Source organism: Streptomyces sp. DH-12 (genome assembly GCF_002899455.1).
Lineage (GTDB): Bacteria > Actinomycetota > Actinomycetes > Streptomycetales > Streptomycetaceae > Streptomyces.
The window spans coordinates 7,125,378-7,149,994 of the sequence record NZ_PPFB01000001.1; the positions used below are offsets into that span (position 1 = coordinate 7,125,378).

The window sequence follows — 24,617 nt, forward strand, 5'->3', positions numbered from 1 at the left end:
GTAACCGGGACCTTGCTCCCGTCCGGGGCGAGGAGCGAGGCGGTGGCCCCAGGCGCGTCGCGCCGTCTCGGGAACCGTCCGTCGGGCACGTGGGCGAGGCGGTGAAGAGGCTGCGCGGCCGACGCGGTTCACGGCCCGGTCGGCGGCGTCCACGTCGGTGCGGGGCGGCCGGCGGCGCGTGCGTCCCCGCGGGCCTTCGGCCCGCCGTAGGCCCCGGCGTGAGGCCCACGCCCCGGAACCGCGCACTCCTGTCCCCGGCACTACACTTGCGTCAATGGTCCGAACCAGGCGCTGGCTCCTGCCCCTTCTCCTGGCGGCCGCCCAACTGGCCTTGTGGTGCGCCGCGGCCCGTACGACGGAACCGGCCCCGGGAGCCGCCGCGTGGATCACCGCTTCCGTCGCCACGGCTGCCTGCGTGCTCGCGCTCGGACAGCGCAGGCGGGCGCCGCTCGTCGCCCTGGCCGGAACCCTCACGGTGTCCGTCCTGGCCCGACTCGCCCTGCCCCCCGACACGCTGAACCTGGTCACCGTGGTGGCGGTCCTCGTGGCGCTCTTCTCCGTCACCGCTCTGAGCGACTGGGTCAGGGGACTGAGCGCGACCGCCGTCGCCTGCGCCGTCCAGTTCCTGCCGAGCGCGGCGGAGCACGGGTTCGGCGGCGCTCTCCTGCCCGACTGGTTCCTCACCGTCGGCTTCTGCTCGGTGGCGGCCGCCCTCGGCGCGGGCCGACGGCACTGGCGCGGCGAGCGACGGGTGTCGCTGCTGCGACTGGCCCGCGCCGAGCGGGGGAAGAAGCGGGCGGCGGATGCCGAACGGGACCGGCTGGCCCAGGAGTTGCACGACATCAGCGCACACCACCTCACCTCCGTCGTGGTGTCCGTGGAAGCGGCCCGCCGGCTCGGTGGCAGCAGGCCCGAACTGGTCACGGACGCCCTCGCCTTCGCGCGCCGCACCGCTGAGGAGACCCGGTCCGCCCTCGAACGGCTGGTGACCGTCATGCGGGCGGACGACGGGCCGGCCGACCGGCCGATGACCGCGGCGATCGAGGAACTCGTCGCGGGGTTCGGCAAGGTGGGCCGCCCCATCGCGGTGTCCCTGCCCGCCGATCTCGCCGGCCCCGCGGCCGAAGCGGCCCACGGCATCGTCCGCGAGGCCCTCACCAATGCCCTGCGCTACGCGCCGGGAGCCCCGGCCGCCGTCCGGATGGAACGGGCCGACGGCGCCTTGCTGCTGACGGTCGACAACGGCAGGCCCCCCGGCGCCGCGGGCGACCGGCTGGGCATCGGCTCCGGCCGCGGTGTGGCAGGGATGCGGCGGCGCGCCACCGACCTGGGCGGGCAACTGACCGCGGGACCCCGGCCCGACGGGGGCTGGCGCGTGCACGCCGTGCTTCCCGAACCGTCCTCCGCCCGCGGTGTGCCCACCGGCAGACGGCGCGACTTCACCCGCGAGCAGCGGATCGCGGACGCGGCGGTGTTCGGCTTCGTCACCATGGTCTCGGTGGGTGCCGCCCTGGAGGCGGCGGACGACTCCCCCCTCGATGCGTCGGTCCGCCTGCTGCTCGCGCTGCTGCTGACCGCGCACGCCCTGCCCCTGCTCGGCCGTCGCCGCGCTCCCTGGGTGATGCTCGCGGCGACCTGCGCCACCGCCCTGCTGTGGCCGGCGGCGCTCCGCAGCGGGATGCTGCCGCCGGCCGCCGCGAGCTGTCTGCTCTGGGGCGGGTGCGCGGAACTGGCCGCCGTCTACGCCGTCGCCGCGTACGGCCGTGTCCTGCGTACCCCGCCGCACGCCGGGTCCCCGCCGACGGGGACGGCGTACCCGCCCCGTTCCCGGCTGACGTTCCTCGCGGTCCCCGCCGCCGTCCTGTCCCTCGCGAGCGCCGTCATGGCCTCCTTCGCCGCCGACGGCCGGCTCCTCGGGGACCCCGTCGACCCGTTCGGCGTCGTGTTCCTCCTCGTCCCGCTGCTGTGCGTCCTCGCCGGGGGATGCGCCCTCGTGTGGCTGGCAGGGTGGCTGGTGCACAGGCGCCGGCGGCGGGAGCTGGACCGCCGGCACGCGGAGCTCTCGGCCCTGCTGTCGAGCACGAAGGACCTGGTCCACGACGAGCGTCGGCGGGTGGCGGACGGCCTGCGGGAGACGGTGCTCCGGGAGACCGACCGGGTCGTCTCCGCCGCGGAGGCGGGCAGTCTGGACGACGTCGCCGCCGCCACCCGGGCGACCCTGGCCGCGATGCGCGGTCTCCTGGGAAGCCTCGACGCCGGCAAGGCCCCGCAGGCGCCGCGCCCCGCAGGCACGGCGGCCGGCTCCCCGCGCGTGTAGGAGAATGGACCGCGTGAACGGCCCCTCGCGGGCGAGGGAAGGAGAGATGTCATCAGCATCCGTGTGCTGGTCGCGGACGATCAGGCGATGATACGTGCGGGGTTCACGGCGATCCTCGCGGCCGAACCCGACATCACCGTGGTCGGCGAGGCGACCGACGGAGGCACGGCCGTCGCCATGGCCGCCGAGCTCCAGCCCGATCTGGTGCTGATGGACATCCGCATGCCGGGCATGGACGGGCTGACGGCCACCCGTCTGATCACGCGGAACGGCAGCCCCGTCCGGGTCCTCGTGCTCACCACCTTCGACCTCGACGCCTACGTCTACGACGCCCTGCGGGCCGGGTCCTCCGGCTATCTGCTCAAGGACTCCGACCCGGACGAACTGCTGAACGCCATCCGGGTCGTCGCCGCCGGCGACGGCGTCCTCGCACCGGCGGTCACGGGACGTCTGATAGCCGCCTTCGCCCAGGGTGCCCCGGTCTCCGCGCGGACCACGGCCGCCGTGGACAGCCTCACCCCCCGCGAACGGGAGACGCTGACACTGGTCGCCACGGGCCTGACCAACGCGGAGATCGGGGAACGGCTGGGGCTGGCGGTGGGCACGGTGAAGGTGCATGTGAGCGCCGTGCTCGGCAAGTTGAACCTCAGGGACCGCGTGCAGGCGACGATTTTCGCCTACGAGAGCGGTCTGATCCGCCCGTCGGGAGCCCTCGCCTCCCCCTGACGGGCGTCCCGGAGGCGGCCCGCGCCCCTGCCGGGAACCTCCCCGCACGCTCCAGCTCCGGTCAGGGCGCGAACCGGGCTCCGGGACGGCTCGGGAGCCGGGCGAGCCCGGCGGGTGCGGGGCGCCGGACCGGTTCAGGCCGGGACGAGCTCCAGCACGACGACCCGGGACGCGGACGGAGTCGTCCGGACCGGTACCAGCCCGGCCCGCTCGGAGAGCCGCCCGAACTCGTCGAGGCTGCGTTCCCGTCCGGTCGACAGCGCCATCATGTTGAGGTCCATCAGCGGCTCCAGGCCGGGCGTGCCGGCCCGGTCGACGAGGAGCTCCATCACCAGCACCCGCCCACCGGGGCGCAGGGCTTCCCGGCAGTTGCGCAGGATGCGGACACAGGAGTCGTCGTCCCAGTCGTGCAGGACGAACTTCAGCAGGTGCACGTCCCCCGGCGGCACCTCCTCGAAGAAGTCGCCGCCGACGAAGTCGAACCGGTCCGCGACACCCATGGCGTCCGCGGAGGCGCGGGCCTCGGCGGCCACGTGCGGAAGGTCGAGGACCACGCCGGTCAGGCCGGGGTGCCGCTGCATGAGGGTCTGGACGAGGTTCCCGCCGGCGCCGCCGACGTCCACGGCGACCCGGGCGTCCGCCAGGTCGATCACGTCGGCCAGCTTGCGGGCCAGACCGCGGGTCATGGCGGTCATCGCGTTGGTGAAGACCTCGGCCTCCGCCGGTTCGCCGGCGAGCCAGTCGAAGACGGGCGCACCGAGGGTCGCCCCGGTCGGCGGGACGCCGGTGCGCACGGCGTCCGCCAACTGCCCCCAGGGCAGCCAGTGGGACCGGGCGCCGCCCCACAGGGCCAGGTCCCGCAGGGAGTCAGGGGCGTCGGAACGCAGGGTGTCGAGCAGGGGCGTACCGGTGAAGCGCTCACCGTCGGCCGGGACGACCAGGCCGAGGGAGGCACAGGCCCGCAGGAACCGGAAGGCCGCATCGGGATCCAGGGACTCCGCCGCGGCCACCTCGGCCGCGGTGGCACCGGTTCCCCGCACATGGTCGGCGATACGCAACTCGGCCGCGGTGCGCACCACTTGGGTGACCCAGTAACCGGTGATCATCTGAAGCATCCGGCCCGTGACCCCCACGGGGGGTTCGGCGGAACCCGCTGCGACGAAATCGTGCTCGAACAAAGTCATGTGAACGATCATGTCGCCCGGCGCGCCCGGCGGCGTCCTCCGCCATGAGGAGTGCCGACTAGGCCGTGGGACATAGACGGGTCCTCCGGAACCAGCGGCCGACCGCGCCCGGCACGCCGCTGTCGGGGCGTCGCCGGCCAGGGACTTCCACCTGGTGCGGGGCGACGCCCGGAAGGGGAGCCGCGGCCCCTGCCCGCACGTGGGGCCACGGCGTTCACCGCCGTTCGGCCGCCTCCTCCCGTGGTCATGCCCGGGCCGACGCAGGCGAAGTCGAGCAGGGCCGGGTCGGGTACCGCCCGAGAACAGGACCGGCCGGCGCCACGCATGCCGCACGGCGGAAGGCTCGCAGGCCGGGGGACGAACAAGGGCCGCGCCGTGCAGCGACGGGGGGAGCGCTGCTGGCGCGGCCTCGCCACGCGGCAGCGGGGGGCGTCCGCGGCGTGGCGTGGTCCCCGGATACCCGCGATCCCGTCCACCACACCTCCGCGCGTGCGGAGGAGTCCGGGCCGTCGGGTCGGCCGACAAGACGTGCCGCGTCCGGTCGGCCCCTCGGCTGGCCGACGTCCGCGGGTGGTCGGGCGGGGACGTCCGCGCCGCCGGACCGGACGGCCGGCGCCGGTCATCGCGCCCCTGCCGTGATCCGGTGCGGTACGCCCCTCTCCGGGGCGGGTGATGCCCCGAGGCCCGCCCACGCCGCGTCCCTCCGGGCCTCGGCGGCAGGGCTCGGACGGGCCCCGGAGAGGGCGCGGAATATTAGTCGCTTATTAGTCGTCCCGACTCCCTTGACCCTCCCGCCGGACGGGGGCACTGTTGCTGACTAATCCGCATTAGCGCGTCGAACCTCCTGTCCACCGCCCTGCTAATGCGCATTAGTCACGAGCCGTCCGGAGGATTCAGCATGGCCGAAAAGGTGCCGTCCCGGCAGCGTCGTGGCCGACCCCGTCAGGCCGAGGTGGCCCGGCTCGCCGGGGTGTCCCAGACGACGGTGTCGCTGGTGCTCGGCGGCAACAAGCAGGGCATCGCCCTGCACGAGGACACCCGCGCACGGGTGCTGGCCGCCGCACGGGAACTCGGCTACGTGCCCGACCCCGCCGCCCGCAGGCTCGCCGCGGCCCGCAACAACCTGCTGGGCGTGTTCAGTTTCACCGCGACGTTCCCGACCGCGGTGGAACACTCCTACTATCCGTTCCTGGTCGGCGTGGAGCAGGAGGCGGCCGCCCAGGGATACGACCTGGTGCTCTTCACCGGCTCCAGTTCCGGCGGCGCCCAGGCGCGCGAGCCGGGAGCCCTGGACCGGGTGCGGCTCGCGGACGGATGCCTCTTCCTCGGCCGGCACGTCCCCGACGACCAGTTGGGCAAGCTCGTCGCCGACGGCTATCCGGCGGTCCACATCGGCCGCCGCGACGAGCCTCGGGGACTCGCCTGGGTCGGCGCCGACTACGTCGCCGCGTCCGCCGAGGTCGTCCGTCATCTCATCGAACTCGGCCACGGCCGCGTCCTGTTCGTCCGCGAGGACGACGACGCCCTGGCCTCCACCGACCGCGAGCGGGGCTTCCGCGCCGGGCTCGCCCGGTACGGCTCCCCGGGCGCCGCCGACGACCCGGCCGTCGTGGTGCGCACCTCGCGCCCCGAGGACGACATCACGCCCGAGTGGGTGCGCGCGCGGCTGGACGAAGGCGTCACCGCCTTCGTCACCGAGGAGACCGACAACGGAGCGGCCTGGCGAGCGCTGCGGGCCGCCGTCACCGAGGCCGGTCTGGACGTGCCCGGCGACCTGTCCCTGGCGCTGCTCGGGTCCCCGCCCGCCGACCTGGCCACCACCGCACCGTCACCGACCGGCTTCGACGTGCCCCGTGCCGACCTGGGCGCCGCCGCGGTCCGCTTGCTCATCGCCCAGCTGTCCGGACAGGGGCACGAGGAGCCCCTGGTGGCCTGTGCCTTCCGGCCCGGGCACACCACCGGCCCGCCACCCGGCGGGGCCGGCCGAGGCGCCCGATAGGGCCGGAGGCCGGTGGGCGACGGCCCGCCCCGGTCACCGGCCGGGACCCTCCGCCCGGCACTCCCGCATCACCTACGAGGCGACGTCACCCAGGGCCGCCCCGCCACGCCGTCGACGGACCACCCCGGCCCCGACCGGCCACCCGCCACGACGGACCGTCGCCGCGCCACCGACGGACCATCGCGGCTCACCTCGCCCCCGGACCGTCCCACCGCACCCCGACCACGCCCGTCCCACGGCGTGCCGCCGCACGCCGTTCGTCCCCCGAGGAGCCAGCACCGTATGCCCATCCCCACCGGCACCCCCACCGACACCGACGTCCTCGTCACGGGCGGCGGCACGGGCGGCGTGGCCGCCGCGCTGGCCGCCTGCCGCGCGGGGCGCACCGTCGTCCTCACCGAGGAGACCGACTGGATCGGCGGCCAGCTCACCGCCCAGGCCGTGCCCCCGGACGAGCACCCCTGGGTCGAGCAGTTCGGCGTCACGGCCTCCTACCGGGCGCTGCGCGAGGGGATCCGCGCGTACTACCGGCAGTGGTACCCGCTGCGCGCCGAGGCTCGGGACCTGCCCCTGCTCAACCCCGGCGCCGGCCGTGTCAGCAAGCTCTGCCACGAACCGCGCGTGGCGCTGACCGTCCTGGAGTCGATGCTCGCCCCGCACATCGCGGCCGGGCGGCTCACCGTGCTGACCCACACCCGGCCCGTCGCCGCCGACACCGACGGCGACACCCTGCGCGCCGTCACCGTGGAGGACGTCCGCGACGGCGCCCGGCACACCATCGCCGCTCCCTACGTCCTCGACGCGACGGAGACCGGTGAACTGCTCGAACTCGCCGGTGTGGAACACGCCCTGGGCGCCGAGGCCCGATCCGAGCACGACGAGCCGCACGCCCCGGACACCGCCGACCCCCTCAATCAGCAGGGCATCACCGTCTGCTTCGCCCTCTCCCACCACCAGGGCGAGGACCACACCATCGACCGTCCGGACGACTACGCCTTCTGGCGCTCCTACCGGCCCGGCTTCTGGCCGGGCCCGCTCCTGGGCTTCCTCGCCCCCGACCCCCGCTCCCTCGAGCCGGTGCCGCGCACCTTCGAACCCAACCCCGACACGGACCCCCTCGGCGTCGACGCCGACCAGAGCGCCGACGCCGGTGACAAAGAACTGTGGGGCTTCCGCCGCATCCTGGCCCGCGCGCTGCACCGCCCCGGCGCCTTCGACTCCGACATCACCCTCGTCAACTGGCCGCTGAACGACTACTGGCTCAAGCCGCTCGTCGGCGCCGGCGAGGACACGTCACGCGCCGCCGTGAAGGAGGCCCGACAGCTCTCCCTGTCCGTCCTGTACTGGCTCCAGACCGAGGCGCCCAGGACCGACGGCGGTACCGGCTTCCCCGGCCTGCGGCTGCGCCCGGACGTCACCGGCACCGCCGACGGGCTCGCCAAGGCGCCCTACGTCCGTGAGTCACGCCGCATCAAGGCCGTCACCACCGTCACCGAACACGACGTCGCCATCGACCTCGTCGGCCCCTACGGGGGCACCCGCCACCGTGACTCCGTGGGCGTCGGCGGCTACCGCATCGACCTGCACCCCTCCACCGGCGGCGACAACTACATCGACATCGGTTCCGTGCCGTTCGAGATCCCCCTCGGCGCCCTGCTGCCCCGCCGGATGCGCAACCTGCTGCCCGCCGGCAAGAACATCGGCACCACCCACATCACCAACGGCTGCTACCGCCTCCACCCGGTCGAATGGAACATCGGCGAGGTCGCCGGCGCGCTCGCCGCGCACTGCCTGGAGGAGGGCGTCCGCCCGCACCAGGTGCAGGAGGAGGACAAGCGGCTGGAGGAGTTCACCCGCGTGCTCGACCGGGCCGGCGTGCAGCGCCACTGGCCCGACGTCCGCGGCTACTGACCGCCCGCACCCGCTCGCCGGCCGCCCGTGCGGTACGGCGGCGCGACCGCCCGCCGTACCGCACCGTCCGCCGTGCGCACGAACACAAGGAGGTGTTCCCCCATGGCTCCGGCCCCGCACCGCATCCGCGTCGGCATCGACGTCGGAGGAACCTTCACCGACGCCGTGGCCGTCGACTCCGTGACCCTGGAACTCGTGGCCCAGGTGAAGGTCCCCACCACCCACCACCACGAGGACGGTGTCGCCCACGGCATCGTCGAGGCACTCGACCGGCTGCTGAAGGACGTCGGCAGCGGCCCGGGGGACGTCGCGTTCCTCGCGCACGGCACGACCCAGGCGACCAACGCCCTGCTGGAGGGCGACGTCGCCCCCGTCGGACTCGTCGGGATCGGCTCCGGTCCGGGCGCCTGGCCCACCCGACGGCTCGCCGGGCTCGCCTCCCTCGAACTCACCCCGGGCAAACGGCTTCCGCTGCACTACGCCCACGTCACCGACCCCGACGACCCCGCGGCCGTCCGCTCCGCCGTCGACGCGGTCACCGCCGCGGGGGCCGAAGTGCTCGTCGCCACCGAACCCTTCGGCGTCGACGTCCCGGACGGCGAACGGGCCGTGCGGGACGCCGCCCGCGCACGAGGCCTGCCGGTGACCGCCGCGCACGAGATCACCTCGCTGTACGGGCTGCGCAAGCGGACCCGGACCGCCGTGGTCAACGCGGCGATCCTGCCGAGGATGCTCGCCACGGCCGACCTCGTGGACCGCGGCATCACCGCCGCCGGGGTGACGGCGCCGCTGATGGTGATGCGCTGCGACGGGGGCGTGATGTCGCTGGACGAGATGCGCCGCCGCCCCCTGCTCACCGTGCTCTCGGGTCCCGCGGCCGGAGTGGCCGGGGCGCTGATGCGGGAGCGGCTCAGCGACGGCGTCTTCCTCGAGACCGGAGGCACCTCCACGGACATCAGCGTCGTACGCCGCGGCAAGGTCGCCGTACGGCACGCCACGATCCTCGGCAGACCCTCGTACCTGTCCGCGCTCGACGTGCGCACCGTCGGCGTCGGAGGCGGCTCCATGGCCCGCGTCGCGGACGGCCGCCTGCACGCCGTCGGCCCGCGCAGCGCCCACATCGCCGGCCTGCCCTACGCCTGCTTCGCCACTCCGGAAGAACTCGCGGGCGCCACACTGGTCACCGTCTCCCCCCTCGACGGCGACCCGGACGACTACGCGGTCATCGAGGCGGCCGGCGGCCGCTTCGCCCTCACCCTGACCTGCGCGGCCAACGCCCTGGGCCGGGTCCCCGCAGGCGACTTCGCCGCCTGCGACCCCGAGGCCGCCCGCGCCGCACTCCGACCGCTCGCGGACGCGCTCGGCACCGACGTCGACGAGGCGGCCGGCCACTTCCTCGACGCGGGCGTGCGACAGGTCAGGGAGGTCACCGAGGCGATGATGGACGACTACGGACTCGACCGGGACACCGCCGTGCTGGTCGGCGGGGGCGGCGGCGCGGCCTCGGTGACCCCCCACCTGGCCGCGGCCACCGCGCTGCCCGGCCGCATCGCCCGGCACAACGAGGTCATCAGCCCCATCGGGGTCGCCCTCGCCCTCGTCCGGGAACAGGTCGAACGGATCATCCCCGGGGCGACGCAGGAACAGATCCTCGGCGTGCGCGCCGAGGCCGAGACCGCCGTCGTCGCCCAGGGCGCCGACCCGGCGGCCGTCGAGGTCGAGGTCACCGTCGACCCCCAGACCAACACCGTACGGGCCGTCGCCACCGGCGCCACCGAACTGCGCACCCAGGACCGGGCGCACCGCGCCGACGACACCGAGCGGCTCGAACTGGCCGCCGCGAGCCTGCGCGCCGACCCGGCCGCCGTCCGGGTGCTCGCCGAGACGCCCGCCCACACCGTGTACGGCACCGTCCGGCACCGGCGCTTCCGCAAGGCCCGGCACCCGGTGCGGGTGCTGGACGCCGACGGCGTGGTACGGCTGCACGCGGCCGACGCCACGGTCGCCTCCACCACCGTCGGCGAGGCACCGGAACTCCTCGCGGGCCTGGTGCGCGACACCACCTCCTACGGCGACGGGGGAGTGCGCGCCCCGGCACTGCGCCTGCTGTTCGGCTCCCGCATCGCCGACCTCTCCGGCGTCCTGGAGGCGGGACCGCTGCTGGCCCTCGCCCGCAGCGAACTGCGGTCCCGCGCGGCCGACGAGCCGGTCGTCGCGGTCCTGGAGGTGCGCGCATGAGCACCCGCACACACCGTCCGCCGGCCCCGCGCACCCGTGCCGGACACGCTCCGGACAGCCCCTCGGCGACACCACCGCGGGAGCGGCAGCCCGGCCGTCGCCCGGTGACGGTCCCGCCGGACTCCCCGCTCCTCACCCTGCCCCCGGCCCGCCAGGAGCAGCTGCGCGCGGCCTGCGCGCGCCTCGCGGCACTGGACGACACGGAGTTCGGCCTGCGGCTGCTCGCCGGCACGCCGGGGCACGAGACGCGGGACGAGGGACTGCTGCGCCGATGGGCCCGGACGGCGACGGACTTCGGCGCCGGGCTGGCCGCCACCGCAGCGGCCGGACCCGGCCCCGGCACACCGGGAGCGCGCGTCGTCGAGACCACCGGCGGAACGGACCGGCTGCTCCTCGCCCGGTACCGCTCGCGGCCCGTGCCCACCGTCGAGCTGTTCACCGACACCCTCGCCCTCGGCGAGCACCTGGTGGACGTCCTCGGCTGGCGGCACCTGTACCCCGCCGGCTCCCTGAGGGCCGCCGCCCTCGCCCACGAGCGGGCCCACTGCCTGCTGCACGAGGACGCCCGCGCCCGCCGGGCACTGCGCGACCGGCTCGGACACACCGCCCTGCGGATCGGCGCGCTGCGCGTCCCGGGACACGTCGCCGGTGCCGGTGAACTCGTGGCGCACGCCTACGCGGGCGCCGTCTGCGGCCTGGGCCGCACCCCGCTCCTCCTCACCGCCGCGCTGACACACGCGGTCCAGGCCCTCCGAGAGGACTGAGACCCCGCCATGGGAATCGTCATTCTGCTGCTCATGCTCGCCGGGGTCGCGCTCATGCTGGCCCGCGTGCTCCCCACCGCCTTCGCCCTGGTGCTCCTCGGCGTCGCCCTGGCGATCGCCGCCGGAGCGCCGCTCACCGGGGAGAACAGCCTCCTCGACACGGTGCTCCAGGAAGGGCCGCCGGCTCTCGCCGCGACCATGCTGGCCGTGCTGATCGGCTCCTGGCTCGGCAAGCTGATGGAAGAGACCGGCATCGCCGGCACCCTGGTCCGCAAGATCGTCGAGTTCGGAGGCGACCGCCCCACCGTCGTCGCCCTCGGCGTCCTCACGGTCTCCGCCCTCATCGGCACCGTCACCGGCTCCGCGCCCGCGGCGATGATGGCGGGCATCATCGGCATCCCCGCGATGATCGCGGTCGGCGTCCCGAAGACCACCGCCGCCGGCACGATCCTCATGGGCATCGCCGCCGGTCTGCCCTTCGAGCTGCCCGTCTGGCAGTTCTTCTCCACGGCGCTGGAACTGCCCCTCGACACGGTGAAGGGCTTCATGCTGAAGCTGTTCCCGTTCGCGGCCTTCTTCGCCGTCCTCTTCGTCCTGGTGGAGTCCCGCCGCAAGGGCGTCGAACACGCCTGGTCGCTGACGCCGGCCACGGAGCGCTCCGGCGACGACAGCCCCCGGAGCCGGCGGCGCGCCCGCGCCCGCCGGATGGGCGACGCCCCCTGGTACGCGCTGCTCGCCCCCGTGGTGCCGCTGGTCCTCGCACTCGGCCTCGAACTGCCCGTCATCCCGTCGATGCTCGGCGGCGTCCTGTGGGCCGCGCTGACCACGACCCGGCCCGGACACCTCAACAAGCGGCTCCTGCGCACCCTCTACTCCGGCTTCGAGGTCGCCGCCCCGCCCATCGCCCTCTTCGTCGCGATCGGCGTCCTGCTCGCCGCGGTGAGACTCCCCGGCGCCGTCGAGGCGCTGAACCCGCTCGTCGAGGCCGTCGCACCGGACAACCCCGTCGTCTTCGTGCTCGTGTTCACCCTGCTGGTGCCGCTGTGCCTGTACCGCGGGCCGCTCAACGTGTACGGCCTCGGCGCGGGAATCGCCGGCGTCCTCATCGCCGCCGGCATCTACCCGGCCGTCGCCGTGCTCGGACTGACCGCGTCCTACAACCAGGTGTTCGGCGTCAGCGACCCGACGAGCACGCAGACCGTGTGGGCGGCGCAGTACTCGGGCGTCAGCCCCCAGCAGGTGATGCTGCGCACCCTGCCGTACGTGTGGTGCGTCGCCCTCGGCGGTCTGATCGTCACCGCCGCCACCCAGCTGTGAGCCGCACGCGATCCGCCCTCCCGTCCGACCGAACCGAAGGAGCCGTGACGACATGACGTTCGACCGCCGTACCTTCCTGCGCACCGCCACCGCCGGCGGCGCCGTGCTCGCCTTCGGGGCGCAGGGCGCGGGCCCGGCCGGCGCCGCCCCCGGCGGCTTCCCCGACTACCGCCATGCCCGCACCCTCCTCACCCCCGCACAGCTCGCCTACAACCCCACCGGAGAGATCATTTTCCCGTGCGTCCGCGGGGTCTACGACAAGCTGAGCGCCCCGCTCGGCCGGTACTACCTGTACTACGCCCCGCACGACGCGCCGGGCGGCATCTGCCTCGCGTACGGCGACTCCCTGGAGGGTCCGTTCACGGAGTACCCGGGCAACCCGATCGTGAGCAACGACTGGTCCCCGCACTACAGGGTCAGCCACGTCTCCTCACCGCACGTGCTGTGGAACGCCGACGTCCGTGAGCTGTGGCTGTACTTCCACGGCGAGAACACCACCACCCGGCTCGCCCGCTCCGAGGACGGCGTGCACTTCGCCTACGACAGGACGGTCCTCAGCACGTCGATGATGCCGGCGGGCACCACCGAGACCTCCTACGCCCGGGTCTTCCGGCACGACCTGCTCGCGCGGGGCGCCCGTTACGTGATGCTGTTCATGTGGAACACCACCGCCGACCACCGGGACATCGGCTGGGGCTGGTCACCCGACGGCCGCACCTGGGAGTTCTCCGACCGGCCCCTGATCGACCACGCCGACGTCGGCGCGGTCAACGTCGGCGGGCCGCACCTGCTCACCCGCGGCGGCAGCGCGTACGTCGTGTACAACACCGACAAGGGCAGCGGCGGCGACATCCTGATCACCGAGGTGGGCAGCGACTTCTCCCGCCGCGACCACCTCGGCGTCTTCTACGCCTCGGGCAGCGCGGCGCCGGAGAACGGGCGCGCGGCGTCACCGTCGTTCGGCACCGACGGCGGCGTGCCGTACATGGTGTACGAGGCGGGGGAGCGGCTGTCGGGCGCCATCGCGCTGGCCCGCGGCACGGTGTCCGCGCGTCCCCGGTAGAGCCGGTCCCCCGCCCCGGCCGGCCCGTCCCCGGCAGGGCTCGGTGTCAGCGCTCGCGGAGGCGCGCCGCCAGGCCGGACAAGGCGTGCGCCGTCTCGGTGAGGCTCGCCACGGCGGTCTCCAGCTCCGAGGCGACGCGGGAAGCGGCGGCGGGGGGACGGGTGGGGGACGCGACGGCGACGGGGGTGCCGCGATAGCCGACGGGACCTTCGTCGTGGCGCTGGTAGTAGCCGGTGAAGCCCTGTCCGGCGGGGCCCTCGAGGAAGCGGACCTGGGCGAGCTGGATCTCGCGCGCGCCGGCGTTGCGGGTGATCTCCAGACGGTGGTGACGGTGGGCCTTGGGCGTGCCGCGCAGGGAGAACTCCCGTGTCAGGTGACGCCGGTCGAACACCTCACCCGTGCGTGAGTCCAGCGGTGTCCAGGTGCGGCCGTCATGGGATCCGTGGAGGGTCCAGTCCTGGGGATCGCGGTCGGGGTGGTCGTTCGCCGACACGAGGACGTACGAGGTGACGGCGGCGGGGCGGGCCAGTGTGAAGTCGAGCAGCGCGGTGTCGTCGCCCACCAGCCACTTGCTGCGGGAGCCGTCGAGGAGGTTGCGGGCGACCTCGCCCGCCGCGTAGTGCTCGCCGCTCGCCCCGACCTCGGTCACCTCGGCCTCGGTCTCGAGCGTGTGCAGGACGGCCACACCGGAGTTGCCCCGTTGGTCCCGCCAGGTCACCCGCTCCAGCGCGGACCCGCCGTCGTCCACCAGCAGCCGCAACTCGTGGGCGCGGTGCCAGCCGCCGCCCCACCCCTCCTCGGTGTGGAAGCGGTACAGGGATTCCGCCGGTACCTGCCCGACGCCCTCCGGGTATGCCCAGCGGCCGGTGACGCGGCCCCGGTACTCGTGGACCGTACCGTTCGCGTCACGGCGGCAGCCGTGGAAGTCGGACATGTTCGACTGGAAGCTGATGGCGGTCTCGGCGCCGTCGGCGCCGCGCCATCCGAGCTGTGCGGGCAGCGAGTGCTCGCCCCGGTCGATGTGGAACAGCAGCCGCGGAGCCGGCTGCCAGTGGGCGGAGGAGGAGTGGGCGGGCCGGAGTTCCGTACGGTAGGCGAACACCGAGTCACGGGCGGCCGCCGCGGTCCGGGCACGCTCCGAACGGCCGCGCTCCCAGACGGGGTCCAGGGTGACCCGGTAGAGCCAGAGCATGGTGCTCGCCTCGGCCGAGGAGCGTATCTCCAGGGTGTTGACGCCCGGCTTCAGCAGATGCCCGGGAACGGCGAGCACGTTGTCCTGCGGAAGGTCCCCGCCCCCGGGCACGGTCAGATCCTCGACCACCGGCTCACCCTGCAGGAGCACGTCCATCGGGGCGTACCCCAGCGATCTCCCGGCCTTGGAGACGAGCGCGGTGACGGTGAGGGTCACCTGCGGAACGTCCTCCGGGTCGGCCACCTCGAACTCCAGCGTCACGCTCCCGCCCGCACTCAGCGCCAGGTGCGACCCGGCGAATCGGGCCCTGTGCAGCCTGACGTCGGCATTGCCCACTCGGGCTGGTTCGACGGAGAAGTCCGCGTACGTTGCCTCAAACCCCATGGTGCCCTCAGCTCCTGATGCCCGGTCGACGGAGCAGCCGTCCACGCGACGACTGTGATCGGAAACCCTAGTGCGCCGGACTGACGACGCGTCGGGAGTGCCGGGGCGGCCGGGCGCACCGGGCCGCGTCCACAGCCGTGCGGTCCGGGGCCGGCGCCTCGGTCCGGCCGCAGGCGCTCTGCTGCGGCCGGTCAGTCGCCGAGCGCCTCGGCCATCACGTCGAGGTCGGCGAGCAGGGCCGCCAGGCGGTCCGGGGCCACGTTGCTGATCATGCGCTGCTCAATGGCGTAGACGGCGCCACGGGCGGCGCGCAGGCGTTCCTGGCCGGCCGGGGTGAGGTGCACGGGCAGGGCGCGGCCGTGCTGCGCGGAAGCCGGGCGGGTGATCAGACCGCCGTCCCTCAGACCGCGCAGGACGACGTTGGCGGACTGCCGGGTGACGAACGTGCCACGGGCCAGGTCGGCGTTGGACAGACCGGGCTGTTCGTCGAGGAGTTCCAGGCAGGAGTACTGCGGGACGGTCAGGCCGTGTTCGCGCAGTGCCTTGTCCATGGCGGAGCGCAGCGCGGCCGAGGTGCGCTTGAGGCGGTATCCGACGTGCTCGGTGACGTCCTATGCGCGCGCCCGGCATCTCGTCCCACACCTCGACCAGTTACATGGTCCTCGGGCACGAAGCTGTGCAGCAGTTCGTTCAGCGCCGTGGCACTGGCCGCGTCGGTGCCGAAGGGCTTCTCGAGCACCAGGCGCGTCCCTTCGGGCACTCCGATCCGGGCCAGCGTCCGGCATGCTTCGACGGTGACCGCCGGTGGCAGCGCGAAGTACAGCGTGAGACGGCCGCCGCAGGAGGCCAGCAGACCGCGCAGGTCGTCCGCGCCGGCGGCGTCCGCGGCCACGTAGCGCGTGTCGCGGACGACGGCGTCGACGGCCGCACCGCTCGCGTCGCCCTCGGAGAACGCCCGCGCGACGAGCGCCCGCCATTCCTCGTCGCTGCCCTCGCCCCGGTCGCTGCCGACCAGATGGGGACCGGTCAGCCCGGATGCCGCGACGAGGCTGCCCAGGCCGGGCAGGAGCAGCCTCTTCGTGAGGTCGCCGCGGGCGCCGAGAACGAGCAGCGTCTGGGGCCGCTCGCCGTGCGGGCCCGCCGGGGCGTCGGCGGCGCTCATCCGGCGAACTCCCTCACCGGCATCCCCAGCGACCCGGGCGTGCAGGCGGACAGCGCGCCCGCCGCCGGCTCGGCGCTGGGATCGAGGTGCTCGCGCGAGGTGGTGACGGACAGCCGGTCGAGCCGGGGCCCGCCGAAGGCGCACGCGGTGACCTCGGTGACCGGGAGCTCCGCGACTCCGTCGAGGGCGCCGTCCGGCGCGTACCGGTGCACGGCGCCGCCGCCGTACAGGACGCCCCGGGCGCCGCCCTCCGCGTCGACCGTCGGCCCGTCGTCCGGGCTGCCGCCGCCCTCCGGCACGGTGGTGACCGGGCGCCGTCCGCCCAGCCCGTGCTCGCGGTCGTAGTCGAAGACGCCGACGCGGCCCGTCGCTGTGCCGGCGTAGTGCGCGCGGTCCCCGTCAGGGCTCCGTTCGGGACCGCTGGAGACCGTCACGGCGTCGAGGGCGGTCGTCGTCGCGCCGCCCGGGTCCCGGTCGGCGGCCGCCGGGCCGCCCTGGACCCCCGCGTGCCCCCTGCCGAGAGGCCACCCGGCAGGCTCCGCCGCTCGGCCGGACGACTCGTCGACCGGGCGGGGCGATTCCGGGGCGGGAAACGCCGGTCGCCCTCCCGCCGCGTGACTTCGCGAGAGCGATCGTGAGGGAGGCCTGCAGCTCGCGCGGGCAGGCCGTGCCCCGCCGTTCCTGGGCATGGAGACTCCGTCCCGGATCGCGGTCAGAGAGGCGCACGAAGGCGGCACGGGCGGCGGTCGGCGGACGACTCGAAACCGCCTCTCTCAGATGATTGTCCGTGTCCCGGCGCCCCGCATCTTCGTCGCGCAGCGCCGGAAAGCGGTCCGGCTCGAACGCGAATTCAGTTCCTGCCCTCCGGCACGGCCGGGCCGACGCCGTCGAGGACGGCCCTTCTCCCCGTACGCCGTGCGCAGCCCGTTCGCCGCGACGGACGAGCCGGTCAAGGGGGTGCTGCGTGGCCCGGGTGCGGGTCACAGGCTGTGGGCGGTGATGTCGCCGTGGGCGGTGGTGGCGTGGATGGTCAGGCCGGCCGTGGCGCCCTCGGTGTTCTGGAGGGTGTTGCGGATGCGGCCGTAGGAGGTGCCGGCGTCGAGGGTGGCGGAGGTGCCACGGGCGGCTCCCACCGAGATCCGGCCCTGCTGGGTGCGCAGCGTGACCGTGCCGCGGACGGCCTCGTCGATGCGGATGTCGCCCTGGTGGGTGCTGATCTGCGCGGGGCCGGTGAGCCGGCCGACGGTGACGTTCCCGGCCAGGACGGTCAGGCGGGCGCCGGCGGTCTCGTCGAGCTTGACCCGGCCGCGGGAGCCGTCGACGGCGACCTCGCCGAGCCGTCCGACACCCCGGAAATCGGCGCCGGCCGCCCTGACCTCGATGCGGGAGCCGGCGGGCAGGCGCACGGTCACCTCGACGGAGCCGGACGGGCCCAGGATCCGGCTCTTCGTCGCCGCCGTGGCCGTGATCCGCAGGATGCCGTCGGCGTATTCGACCGTGGCCTGCTCGGCGAGCTTCACGTCCCGGCTCCTGGAGGGGTCGGCGGGCCGGATCTCGACCAGGGTGTCGGCCCGGTCGGCGGCGATGACCTGAACCCGCCCGTCCTGGACGTCCAGGACGGCGGAGATAGGGGCGGGGGTGTCGAACTTCTGCATCGTGCTCTCCTGTGACTCGTTTTTTCTGACATTGGAAAAGCTACGTTGCGTTCATGGATTGAGCAACATTCTTGTTGCTCTAAAATTAAATATCTGCAGGTGAAGTGGGTGAAATCATTGCAATGATATGGAGGGTAAAGCAATGCCAGGTGTCGTAATCGTTGCAATGGCATGAGGTCGGACGCTACGCTCGAGGCACCGGGGGCCGTCACAGAGCACGAAGGAGACCGTGATGCCGGGAGGCAGGCTCACACAGCAGGAACGTCAGCAGATCGCGTTGGGACTGGCCGAAGGCCTCGCCTACGCGGAGATCGCCAGGCGCCTGGGGCGTCCGACCTCGACGATCACGCGTGAGGTGATGCGCAACGGCGGTCCCACCGCCTATCGCGCCGACCTGGCCCAGCGCGCCACCGAACGTCGCGCCCACCGCCGCCGACAGGCCGCGTCCCGGGGGAGCGGAGCGCCCGAGCAGGCCTACGGGCGCGACGCCGAGGCGGTGCGCGAGTACGAGGAGACGTTCACCACCGTCATGATGGCTTCGGGCATGTCCACGATGACGGCTCGGGTGATGGCCTGCCTCACCCTCTCCGACGCGGGCAGCCTCACCGCTGCCGAACTCGTCCAGCGCCTCCAGGTCAGCCCGGCGTCCGTCTCCAAGGCGATCGCCTTCCTCGAGAGCCAGGATCTTGTCCGCCGGGAGCAGGGTGACGGCCGCCGCGAGCGCTATGTCGTGGACGACGACGTCTGGTACCAGTCGATGATGGCCAGCGCCCGCTCCATCGCCCAGATCGTCGAGACCGCACGGCAGGGCGTCCACGTCCTCGTCCCGGGCACCCCGGCCGCCACCCGCCTGGAGAACATCGCCCGCTTCCTCGACTTCGTCTCCGAGAGCACCGCGCGCGCCGCGGAACAGGCCCGCGAGATCCTTCGCGCGAAACCCGAGACGCCCCCGGGCGGCACCACGGAGGCGGAGCACGAGTAGACCGGCAGTGGGCCGAGCGTGCGCGGGCGACCGGATCCGCGGCGGCCGCGTACGCGGTGACCTGCGGGGCGATACTGGCCCCCGGCCGACGTCCGGGCGGGCGTGCGCGGTGCACGGGTCGAGCCGGCCGAGGTGGAGGGGGCGCTGTCCGAGCACACCGGTCTCGCGCAGGCCGTCGTGGTCGCCGGGGAGGGCAGTTCCGGGCAGCAGCGCCCGGTGGCCCAATGCCGTCCCGGCGGACGGCCGGACGGTCCCGCCCGACGAGCTGCGCCGGTCCGCCGCGGGACGCCCGCCGGAGGCCGTGGTGCCGTCGGTGTTCCGTACCAGGGCGTCAACCTGACGGAACGGCCCCCGACCGGGCCGCGGCACCCCCGGCTCCGGGGCAAGGCCGCCTCGCGATCACGGCGACGGCGGGACAGGCGTCTGCCTGCGGTGCCGTGCGCGTCGCATGTCCACTCGTGCGCCGCGCATCGGTGTCCCTTCTTCGGCCAGCAGCCGAGGGGCCTGACCCTGGTGGCACGTCGCGGGCGTGCCGTCTGCGTGGACTACGCGCCACCAGGGCACGCCCTCGTCGAGGAGGCCCATCGCGCGCCCCACCTGCCGGGGACCCGTTCCGATCCATTCCGCGACGTCTCCGTAGGAAGCGACGCTGCCCGCCGGGATGGCCGCGACTGCCTCGCGGACCTCTGCGACGATGTCCATGCTCATCTCACTCACCGCAGGGCGCAGGGTAGGTGATGCGCCCGTTGTGGACGCACGCGCACTCGTTCAAGGACGCCGGTTTCGTCACGGTGGCGGACATGATGTGCGTGACCTCCACACCTGCGACGAGCAGCGCGTCAGTGATGAGTCTGCGGTGGCAGCGCCACGGCACGGCCTCACTGCACATGATCACCGGCCGGCCGTGCGCGGCGAGGTCGAGCAGTTCATCCAGCCCTCTCATGAACTCGCTGCTCATCATGTGATCGGCGTAGTCCCGGAATGCCTTCACCCGCCACGCAGTGTTGACGCTCTCGACGCCCTTGGGGGTGTGCCGCCTGCCGCCCAGCTCCCGGATCCACCGGTATCGGACAGCTGGGGGGAGACCGTCGATGATCGCGTCCTGATTCCACTGCGGAAACTTGCGCGATGCCGGGTAGGAACGGACATCCACCAGGTGGGTGATCTCATTTTTCCGCAGCATTGACAGCACGTCATCGAAGGTGCGGGTCGAATGCCCGATGGTGTATACGCGGTTCGCCATCACATCTCCGTGTCACGCTGTCAGGGCTCGCATCGCTCTCCGGCCTGCGAGGAGCTGCCCAGGCGGGCAGGCGCGAAGGCCGGCGGCATCAGCTCTCCTCCAGTGTGCTTCCCTCGTGCGGGGCAAGGTGATCGGTCCCTCCGCTCCCGATCTCGTACGGCGGGGTCGCTTTCCGTGACGCGACGGCGGGGAGTCCCCGCCCGTAAGGCCGGGGTACCGGTCATGCGGCGTGGCGGCGGTGAGGGGCGTCGCGGACGTCGGCGGCCGTGAGCGCCCGCAGTGCCTCGTCGCGACCGACCCGGCCAGGGATGACGGCCCACGACTTCGGCGAGCACCTGCGTGACCGGGATCGAGTTGCCGGAACCGGAGACCCCGGTCACCGCGGTCAGCACCCGGAGCGGCACGTCGACGGACACCTCGCGCAGGTTGTGGCGGGAGACGCCGGTCAGGCGCAGCCGGCCCTGCGGGAACCGGGGCCGATGTCGACCGCCCCGTCGGCCCGGCGCACGCCGTCGAGAGCGTGCTCGACGGCGAAGAGCGAGTTGTCCGACGCCCTGAGCTGGTCGAGCACGTCCGGCAGTGGCCCCGTGTCCGCCGGGTGCGGGCCGGCGGAGGGCTCGTCGAGTGCATGGACCATGCCGAACAGCCCTGCGCGCGCAGCTGGTGGCGATCCGCAGGCGCTGGGCCTCACCCGGCGACAAGGCCGTCGAGCGTCGTCCGAGCCGAGGTGGTCCGGGCCGAGGTCGAGCAGCACGTCGACCCGTGCGACCAGGTCGGCGCAGATGCGCACCGCGGCCCTGGTCGGCTCCCCGGACCGGGCGGTGGGCGTGGTGGCAGCCGCCTCGGGCAGGTCCGCCACGGGCCGCAGCAGCTTCACGACCTCGGCGAGCGGCATGGCGTCGGCCCTCGGCGATCGAGCGACCTGCGAAGGTGCCGTGAGCGCCTCCGGCCGGATGCGGCCGCCGTGGCACTCGGGGCAGGGGACGCCCCGGACGAAGCGCATCGCCCGATCACGCGTCCGCCGACTCCTCGAGCCGGCGAGCACGGACATGCTGTGCAGGCCGGCGCCCTGCCGGGTTCCCGGCCACGCCGCGACCGCGCCGTCGCGGACGCTCAGCGCGCCGGGCCCGGCAACCAGTACTGCAACGGTGCTTGCCGTGAGGGGAGGCCGGCTCTGTCGTTGTCCTGGGCATGGGTGGGGACGTTGCCGAGGCTCGGACATGGGCCGGTGAACTGGATGCTCTGCATGGCCGTTTCGCTCCTCGTTTCGGCCGGTCGGAGCCGCGGGAGTCGGCTCTGGCCCACATGCGCGGACTGACAGCCCCGCTGGAGCGGAAGAACGGCTGGACGCTGGCGGGGGGAGGCCGGCCATGCAGGCCCGGACCGGCTGCACCGGCTGCACCGGCTGCTGAATCGGATCGGGTGGGACGCCGACCTGGTCCTCGACGATGTCCGGAGCCACGTGGTCGGGCATCTCGGGGACCAGGAAGCGGTTCTGATCGTGGACGACACCGGTTTCATGGAGAAGGGCGACCGGTCGGCCGGCGTCCGGAGTCAGTACTCCGGCACCACCGGACGCACGGAGAACTGCCAGGTCGGCGTCTTCCTCGCCTACGCCACCAGTCGCGGGCGGACGCTGATCGACCGGCGCCTGCATCTGCCCGCCTCCTGGACGGACGACCGGGAACGATGCCGCCGCGCGGGCGTCGAGGACGCGATCGGCTTCGCCACCAAGGTCACCATGGCCCGGGAGATGGTCCGCCGGGCGGTCACCGACGAGATTCCGTTCCGGTGGGTGACGGCGGACGCGGACTACGGCTACGGCAAAGGCTGACGGACCGAACTCGAACAGGCCGACGTCTTTCACGTCATGGCCGCCACCCGCCACGTCACCCTCGCCATGGCCGCCCACGCCGTCCTGACCGTCCCGAGGGCCCGCGCACTCGACACCGGGAAAGCGGAAACGGATCCTTTCAGCTCATAGCCCTGAGCCTCGCCGAGGTACGCCGCCTCATCCACCGGCTCGCCCAGCGCCACTTCACCCCCGTCGAACAGATCCTGCACTGGTCGGCCTGGCGCCGACGACGCCAACACCAGGCCCGCACCTGCCACTGCAAACAACGAGGCCACAGCCCATGAGCGCTGAGGCCTGTCTGACAATTCCCGTCGTGTCAGCGAGTGTCCGCCGAGCTGGCAGTCCGGAGGTGCGCCGACCGTCTGGCGGGTAGCGCCGGGCAGGACCTACGAACGGCGGGCCAGCAGGTGGGCGTCGAGGAAGCCCCGTTCGGAGGCCGGATCGTGAAGCAGCCGGGCGAAGGGAACGAGCCCGGCATCGGCCAGCAGTTCGGCGAGGCGATCCGTCGGCCAGCTGTAGGCAGGTGCCACCTTGTGGTCGAACCGGATCGGCTCCGGTCCGTCGGTCCCGAAGAAGGAGACCAGGAGCAGGCCACCCGGCGCCAGGACGCGTACCTGCTCGGCGAGCAGCTCCGGCAGTTCCCCCGGAGGGGTATGGATCGTCGAGTAGTGGGCCAGTACGCCACCGAGCGCGCCGTCCTCGATCGGCAGGGACTCCATCCGCGCCTCCTGGAAGCGCAGCGCCGGATGGGCCCGCCGGGCGTGGTCGACCATGCCGGGGGAGAGGTCGAGTCCAAAGGCGTCCAGGCCCAGTTCGTGCAGCATGGCCGTCAGATGTCCGGGCCCGCACCCGACGTCCGCTGCCCGCAGGTTGCCCGTCGCGCGCACCAGTTCGGCGAAGGTGCCGATCATGGCCCGGGCGAACGGCTGAGTCTCCAGCCGGCCTGCGAACAGCGATGCGTACAGCTCGACGACTCCGTCGTAGGCCGCCCTGGTCTCGTCCTGATGATTCGCCACGGGCAGGACTCTATAGCCGGTCTGATAATTGATCTTGTGGCAGGTCGAGGTGAGTTGACGGATGCGGCATGGGGGCGAATGGAGCCCCTGTTGCCGCAGGTGGACGGACGCGGCCGTCCGTGGCGTGATCACCGGCAGGTGGTCAACGGGGTGCTGTGGAGGCTGCGGACCGGGGCTCCTTGGCGCGACCTGCCCGAGCGGTACGGGCCGTGGCAGACCGTCTACGAGCGGTTCGCCCGCTGGGAGGCTGATGGCACCTGGGCGAAGCTGCTGGAGCACGTCCAGGTCCGTGACGACGCGGTGGGCCGGGTGGAGTGGACCGTCGCTGTCGACTCCACGGTAAACCGGGCCCACCAGCACGCCGCGGGCGCCCGTAAAAGGGGGACACGGACGGGGACGAACTGGAAGATCCGGGCCGCTCGCAGACGCGCCAGGCCCTCGGCCGGTTTTGGGGCGGGCTGACCACCAAGGTCCACCTCGCCGTCGACGGCCGGGGTCTGCCGCTGTCGATCGTGCTCACACCCGGAAACGTCAACGACGCCACTGCGTTCGCCGAGGTCCTCGACAAGATCCGCACCCCGCGCGCTGGCACGGGCCGCCCGCGCACGACACCGGACCGCGTGCTGGGTGACAAGGCCTACTCCAGCAGGGCCATCCGCCATCTGCTGCGGCGTCGGGGTATCGCCGCCACGATCCCCGAGCGCCGCGACCAGGTGGCCAACCGCCGACGCCGGGGGCGCCTCGGTGGCCGGCCACCCGCCTTCGACAAGGAGATCTACCGCGACCGCAACGTGGTCGAACGATGCTTCGCCCGCCTCAAGCAGTTCCGTGCGATCGCAACCAGGTTCGACAAGCTCGCAGACCGCTACCGCGCGGGGGTTGTCCTGGCCTCCCTGATCCTCTGGCTCCGTGAAGCGGCCAGGTGATCATTTGTCAGACAGGCTCTAATCTGCCCGGCCGGTGACGGCGACAGACGCCCCAAGGCCGATCATGGCCAGCCCTCCCGTGCCACCGATCAGTGACATGCGGCGGGGAGAACGACCCAGCCAGGCACGCGCAGTGGAGGCGGTCAGCCCCCAGATGCCGTCGGAGACCAGTTGCAGCAGGGCTCCGGCCAGGCCCAGGAGGAGCATCTGAATGCTGGCGTGGCCGGCTTCCGGGTCGACGAACTGAGGCAGGACGGCGGTGAGGAAGACGATGCTTTTCGGGTTGGTCACCCCGACGACGAAGCCCGCCCGGACCGAGCCGCCGCCACCGCCGGGCGCGGCACCCGAGGCGGTCCTCGTGACCGCCCGGTCCCTCCAGCTCGCCCGCAGCGCCTTCGCACCGAGAAAGACGAGGTAGGCGGCTCCGGCCAGCTTGATCACGTTGAAGAGCAGGACCGAACGCTCGACCACGCTCCCGACGCCCATGGCGACCGCGATGACAAGCACGTAGCCGCCGAGCGCGTTGCCGAGGACAGAAGACAACGCCGTTCTGCGCCCGTGGGCGAGAGCTCGTCCGATGACGAAGAGCACGCTCGGTCCTGGCACGGCTGACAGAAGCAACGACATGGCGCAGAAAGCGAGCAACTGGTGGGAGTTGACCATGGACGGAATTCTCGCCCCCG

20 protein-coding genes and 3 pseudogenes are annotated in these 24,617 nt (G+C 73.4%); 11 read left to right on the forward strand and 12 right to left on the reverse strand.

Translation table 11 applies throughout. The annotated features are described in order from the left end of the window. Positions 1-274: 274 nt before the first annotated feature. Positions 275-2,317: a sensor histidine kinase gene (locus C1708_RS31465; RefSeq protein WP_106415874.1), complete on the forward strand. Its 2,043-nt coding sequence runs from the start codon at positions 275-277 to the stop codon at positions 2,315-2,317. A 51-nt stretch (positions 2,318-2,368) separates the two neighbouring features. Next, positions 2,369-3,043 (forward strand): response regulator, encoded by a 675-nt coding sequence (locus C1708_RS31470; RefSeq protein WP_106415875.1) that lies wholly within the window; start codon positions 2,369-2,371, stop codon positions 3,041-3,043. 134 nt (positions 3,044-3,177) lie between these two features. Here C1708_RS31470 and C1708_RS31475 read toward each other — a convergent pair whose 3' ends face one another. Then, positions 3,178-4,227, reverse strand: coding sequence for a methyltransferase (locus C1708_RS31475; protein WP_106416574.1), 1,050 nt, complete (start codon positions 4,225-4,227; stop codon positions 3,178-3,180). 898 nt (positions 4,228-5,125) lie between these two features. Here C1708_RS31475 and C1708_RS31480 point away from each other — a divergent pair. From C1708_RS31480 to C1708_RS31505, 6 genes are all read left to right on the forward strand, one after another. Beyond that, positions 5,126-6,226 (forward strand): LacI family DNA-binding transcriptional regulator, encoded by a 1,101-nt coding sequence (locus C1708_RS31480; protein ID WP_106415876.1) that lies wholly within the window; start codon positions 5,126-5,128, stop codon positions 6,224-6,226. A gap of 282 nt (positions 6,227-6,508) precedes the next feature. Next, positions 6,509-8,137: an FAD-dependent oxidoreductase gene (locus C1708_RS31485; protein ID WP_106415877.1), complete on the forward strand. Its 1,629-nt coding sequence runs from the start codon at positions 6,509-6,511 to the stop codon at positions 8,135-8,137. Positions 8,138-8,239: 102 nt separating this feature from the next. Beyond that, positions 8,240-10,375, forward strand: coding sequence for a hydantoinase/oxoprolinase family protein (locus C1708_RS31490; protein ID WP_106415878.1), 2,136 nt, complete (start codon positions 8,240-8,242; stop codon positions 10,373-10,375). Next, a complete protein-coding gene (locus C1708_RS31495; protein ID WP_106415879.1) occupies positions 10,372-11,139 on the forward strand; it encodes a hypothetical protein in 768 nt (255 codons plus the stop codon). Before C1708_RS31490 ends, C1708_RS31495 begins: the two co-directional genes overlap by 4 nt. A 9-nt stretch (positions 11,140-11,148) precedes the next feature. Next, entirely contained in the window at positions 11,149-12,456 is a 1,308-nt protein-coding gene (locus tag C1708_RS31500; protein WP_106415880.1) for a TRAP transporter large permease subunit, read from the forward strand. A 52-nt stretch (positions 12,457-12,508) separates the two neighbouring features. Further along, positions 12,509-13,519, forward strand: a complete 1,011-nt coding sequence (locus C1708_RS31505; RefSeq protein WP_106415881.1) for a glycoside hydrolase family protein — start codon at positions 12,509-12,511, stop codon at positions 13,517-13,519. A 46-nt stretch (positions 13,520-13,565) separates the two neighbouring features. On the opposite strand, the gene C1708_RS31510 is transcribed toward C1708_RS31505, so the two are convergent. From C1708_RS31510 to C1708_RS31530, 5 genes are all read right to left on the reverse strand, one after another. Further along, positions 13,566-15,095, reverse strand: a complete 1,530-nt coding sequence (locus C1708_RS31510) for a discoidin domain-containing protein (protein WP_106415882.1) — start codon at positions 15,093-15,095, stop codon at positions 13,566-13,568. Positions 15,096-15,286: 191 nt separating this feature from the next. Then, a complete protein-coding gene (locus C1708_RS31515; RefSeq protein ID WP_106415883.1) occupies positions 15,287-15,646 on the reverse strand; it encodes a MarR family winged helix-turn-helix transcriptional regulator in 360 nt (119 codons plus the stop codon). Further along, positions 15,616-16,257: a hypothetical protein gene (locus tag C1708_RS31520; RefSeq protein WP_133169093.1), complete on the reverse strand. Its 642-nt coding sequence runs from the start codon at positions 16,255-16,257 to the stop codon at positions 15,616-15,618. The genes C1708_RS31515 and C1708_RS31520 overlap by 31 nt, the downstream gene beginning before the upstream one ends. Next, entirely contained in the window at positions 16,254-16,946 is a 693-nt protein-coding gene (locus C1708_RS35740; protein WP_106415884.1) for an SMP-30/gluconolactonase/LRE family protein, read from the reverse strand. Before C1708_RS35740 ends, C1708_RS31520 begins: the two co-directional genes overlap by 4 nt. 291 nt (positions 16,947-17,237) lie before the next feature. After that, positions 17,238-17,912: a DUF4097 family beta strand repeat-containing protein gene (locus C1708_RS31530; RefSeq protein WP_106415885.1), complete on the reverse strand. Its 675-nt coding sequence runs from the start codon at positions 17,910-17,912 to the stop codon at positions 17,238-17,240. Between the two features lie 232 nt (positions 17,913-18,144). Here C1708_RS31530 and C1708_RS31535 point away from each other — a divergent pair, with 232 nt between their 5' ends. Then, positions 18,145-18,894, forward strand: coding sequence for a GbsR/MarR family transcriptional regulator (locus C1708_RS31535; protein WP_106415886.1), 750 nt, complete (start codon positions 18,145-18,147; stop codon positions 18,892-18,894). A gap of 399 nt (positions 18,895-19,293) precedes the next feature. Here the strand turns inward: C1708_RS31535 and C1708_RS31540 are convergent, their stop codons facing one another. The 3 genes and pseudogenes from C1708_RS31540 to C1708_RS35390 form a co-directional block, all read right to left on the reverse strand. Beyond that, positions 19,294-19,596: an MGMT family protein gene (locus tag C1708_RS31540; RefSeq protein ID WP_106416575.1), complete on the reverse strand. Its 303-nt coding sequence runs from the start codon at positions 19,594-19,596 to the stop codon at positions 19,294-19,296. A 7-nt stretch (positions 19,597-19,603) separates the two neighbouring features. After that, positions 19,604-20,137, reverse strand: a complete 534-nt coding sequence (locus C1708_RS31545; RefSeq protein WP_106415887.1) for a DUF488 domain-containing protein — start codon at positions 20,135-20,137, stop codon at positions 19,604-19,606. A gap of 308 nt (positions 20,138-20,445) precedes the next feature. Next, positions 20,446-21,278 (reverse strand): annotated as a pseudogene (locus C1708_RS35390) (ABC transporter); the annotation flags it as partial. A gap of 50 nt (positions 21,279-21,328) precedes the next feature. Here C1708_RS35390 and C1708_RS31555 point away from each other — a divergent pair. Further along, a pseudogene (locus C1708_RS31555) lies at positions 21,329-22,034 on the forward strand (IS701 family transposase); the annotation flags it as partial. On the opposite strand, the gene C1708_RS36210 reads toward C1708_RS31555, so the two are convergent. Together C1708_RS36210 and C1708_RS31560 are read right to left on the reverse strand one after the other, a co-directional pair. Next, positions 22,001-22,201: a hypothetical protein gene (locus C1708_RS36210; protein ID WP_391663247.1), complete on the reverse strand. Its 201-nt coding sequence runs from the start codon at positions 22,199-22,201 to the stop codon at positions 22,001-22,003. The pseudogene C1708_RS31555 and the gene C1708_RS36210 sit on opposite strands and share 34 nt — an antisense overlap. A 177-nt stretch (positions 22,202-22,378) precedes the next feature. Further along, positions 22,379-23,008, reverse strand: a complete 630-nt coding sequence (locus C1708_RS31560; protein ID WP_030968184.1) for a class I SAM-dependent methyltransferase — start codon at positions 23,006-23,008, stop codon at positions 22,379-22,381. 36 nt (positions 23,009-23,044) lie between these two features. On the opposite strand from C1708_RS31560, the pseudogene C1708_RS31565 reads away from it, so the two are divergent. Next, a pseudogene (locus C1708_RS31565) lies at positions 23,045-23,956 on the forward strand (IS5 family transposase). On the opposite strand, the gene C1708_RS31570 reads toward C1708_RS31565, so the two are convergent. Further along, the gene (locus tag C1708_RS31570; protein ID WP_106415890.1) at positions 23,953-24,597 is read right to left on the reverse strand and encodes a LysE family translocator; all 645 of its coding nucleotides are present in this window, start codon (positions 24,595-24,597) and stop codon (positions 23,953-23,955) included. The pseudogene C1708_RS31565 and the gene C1708_RS31570 sit on opposite strands and share 4 nt — an antisense overlap. Positions 24,598-24,617 lie beyond the last annotated feature (20 nt).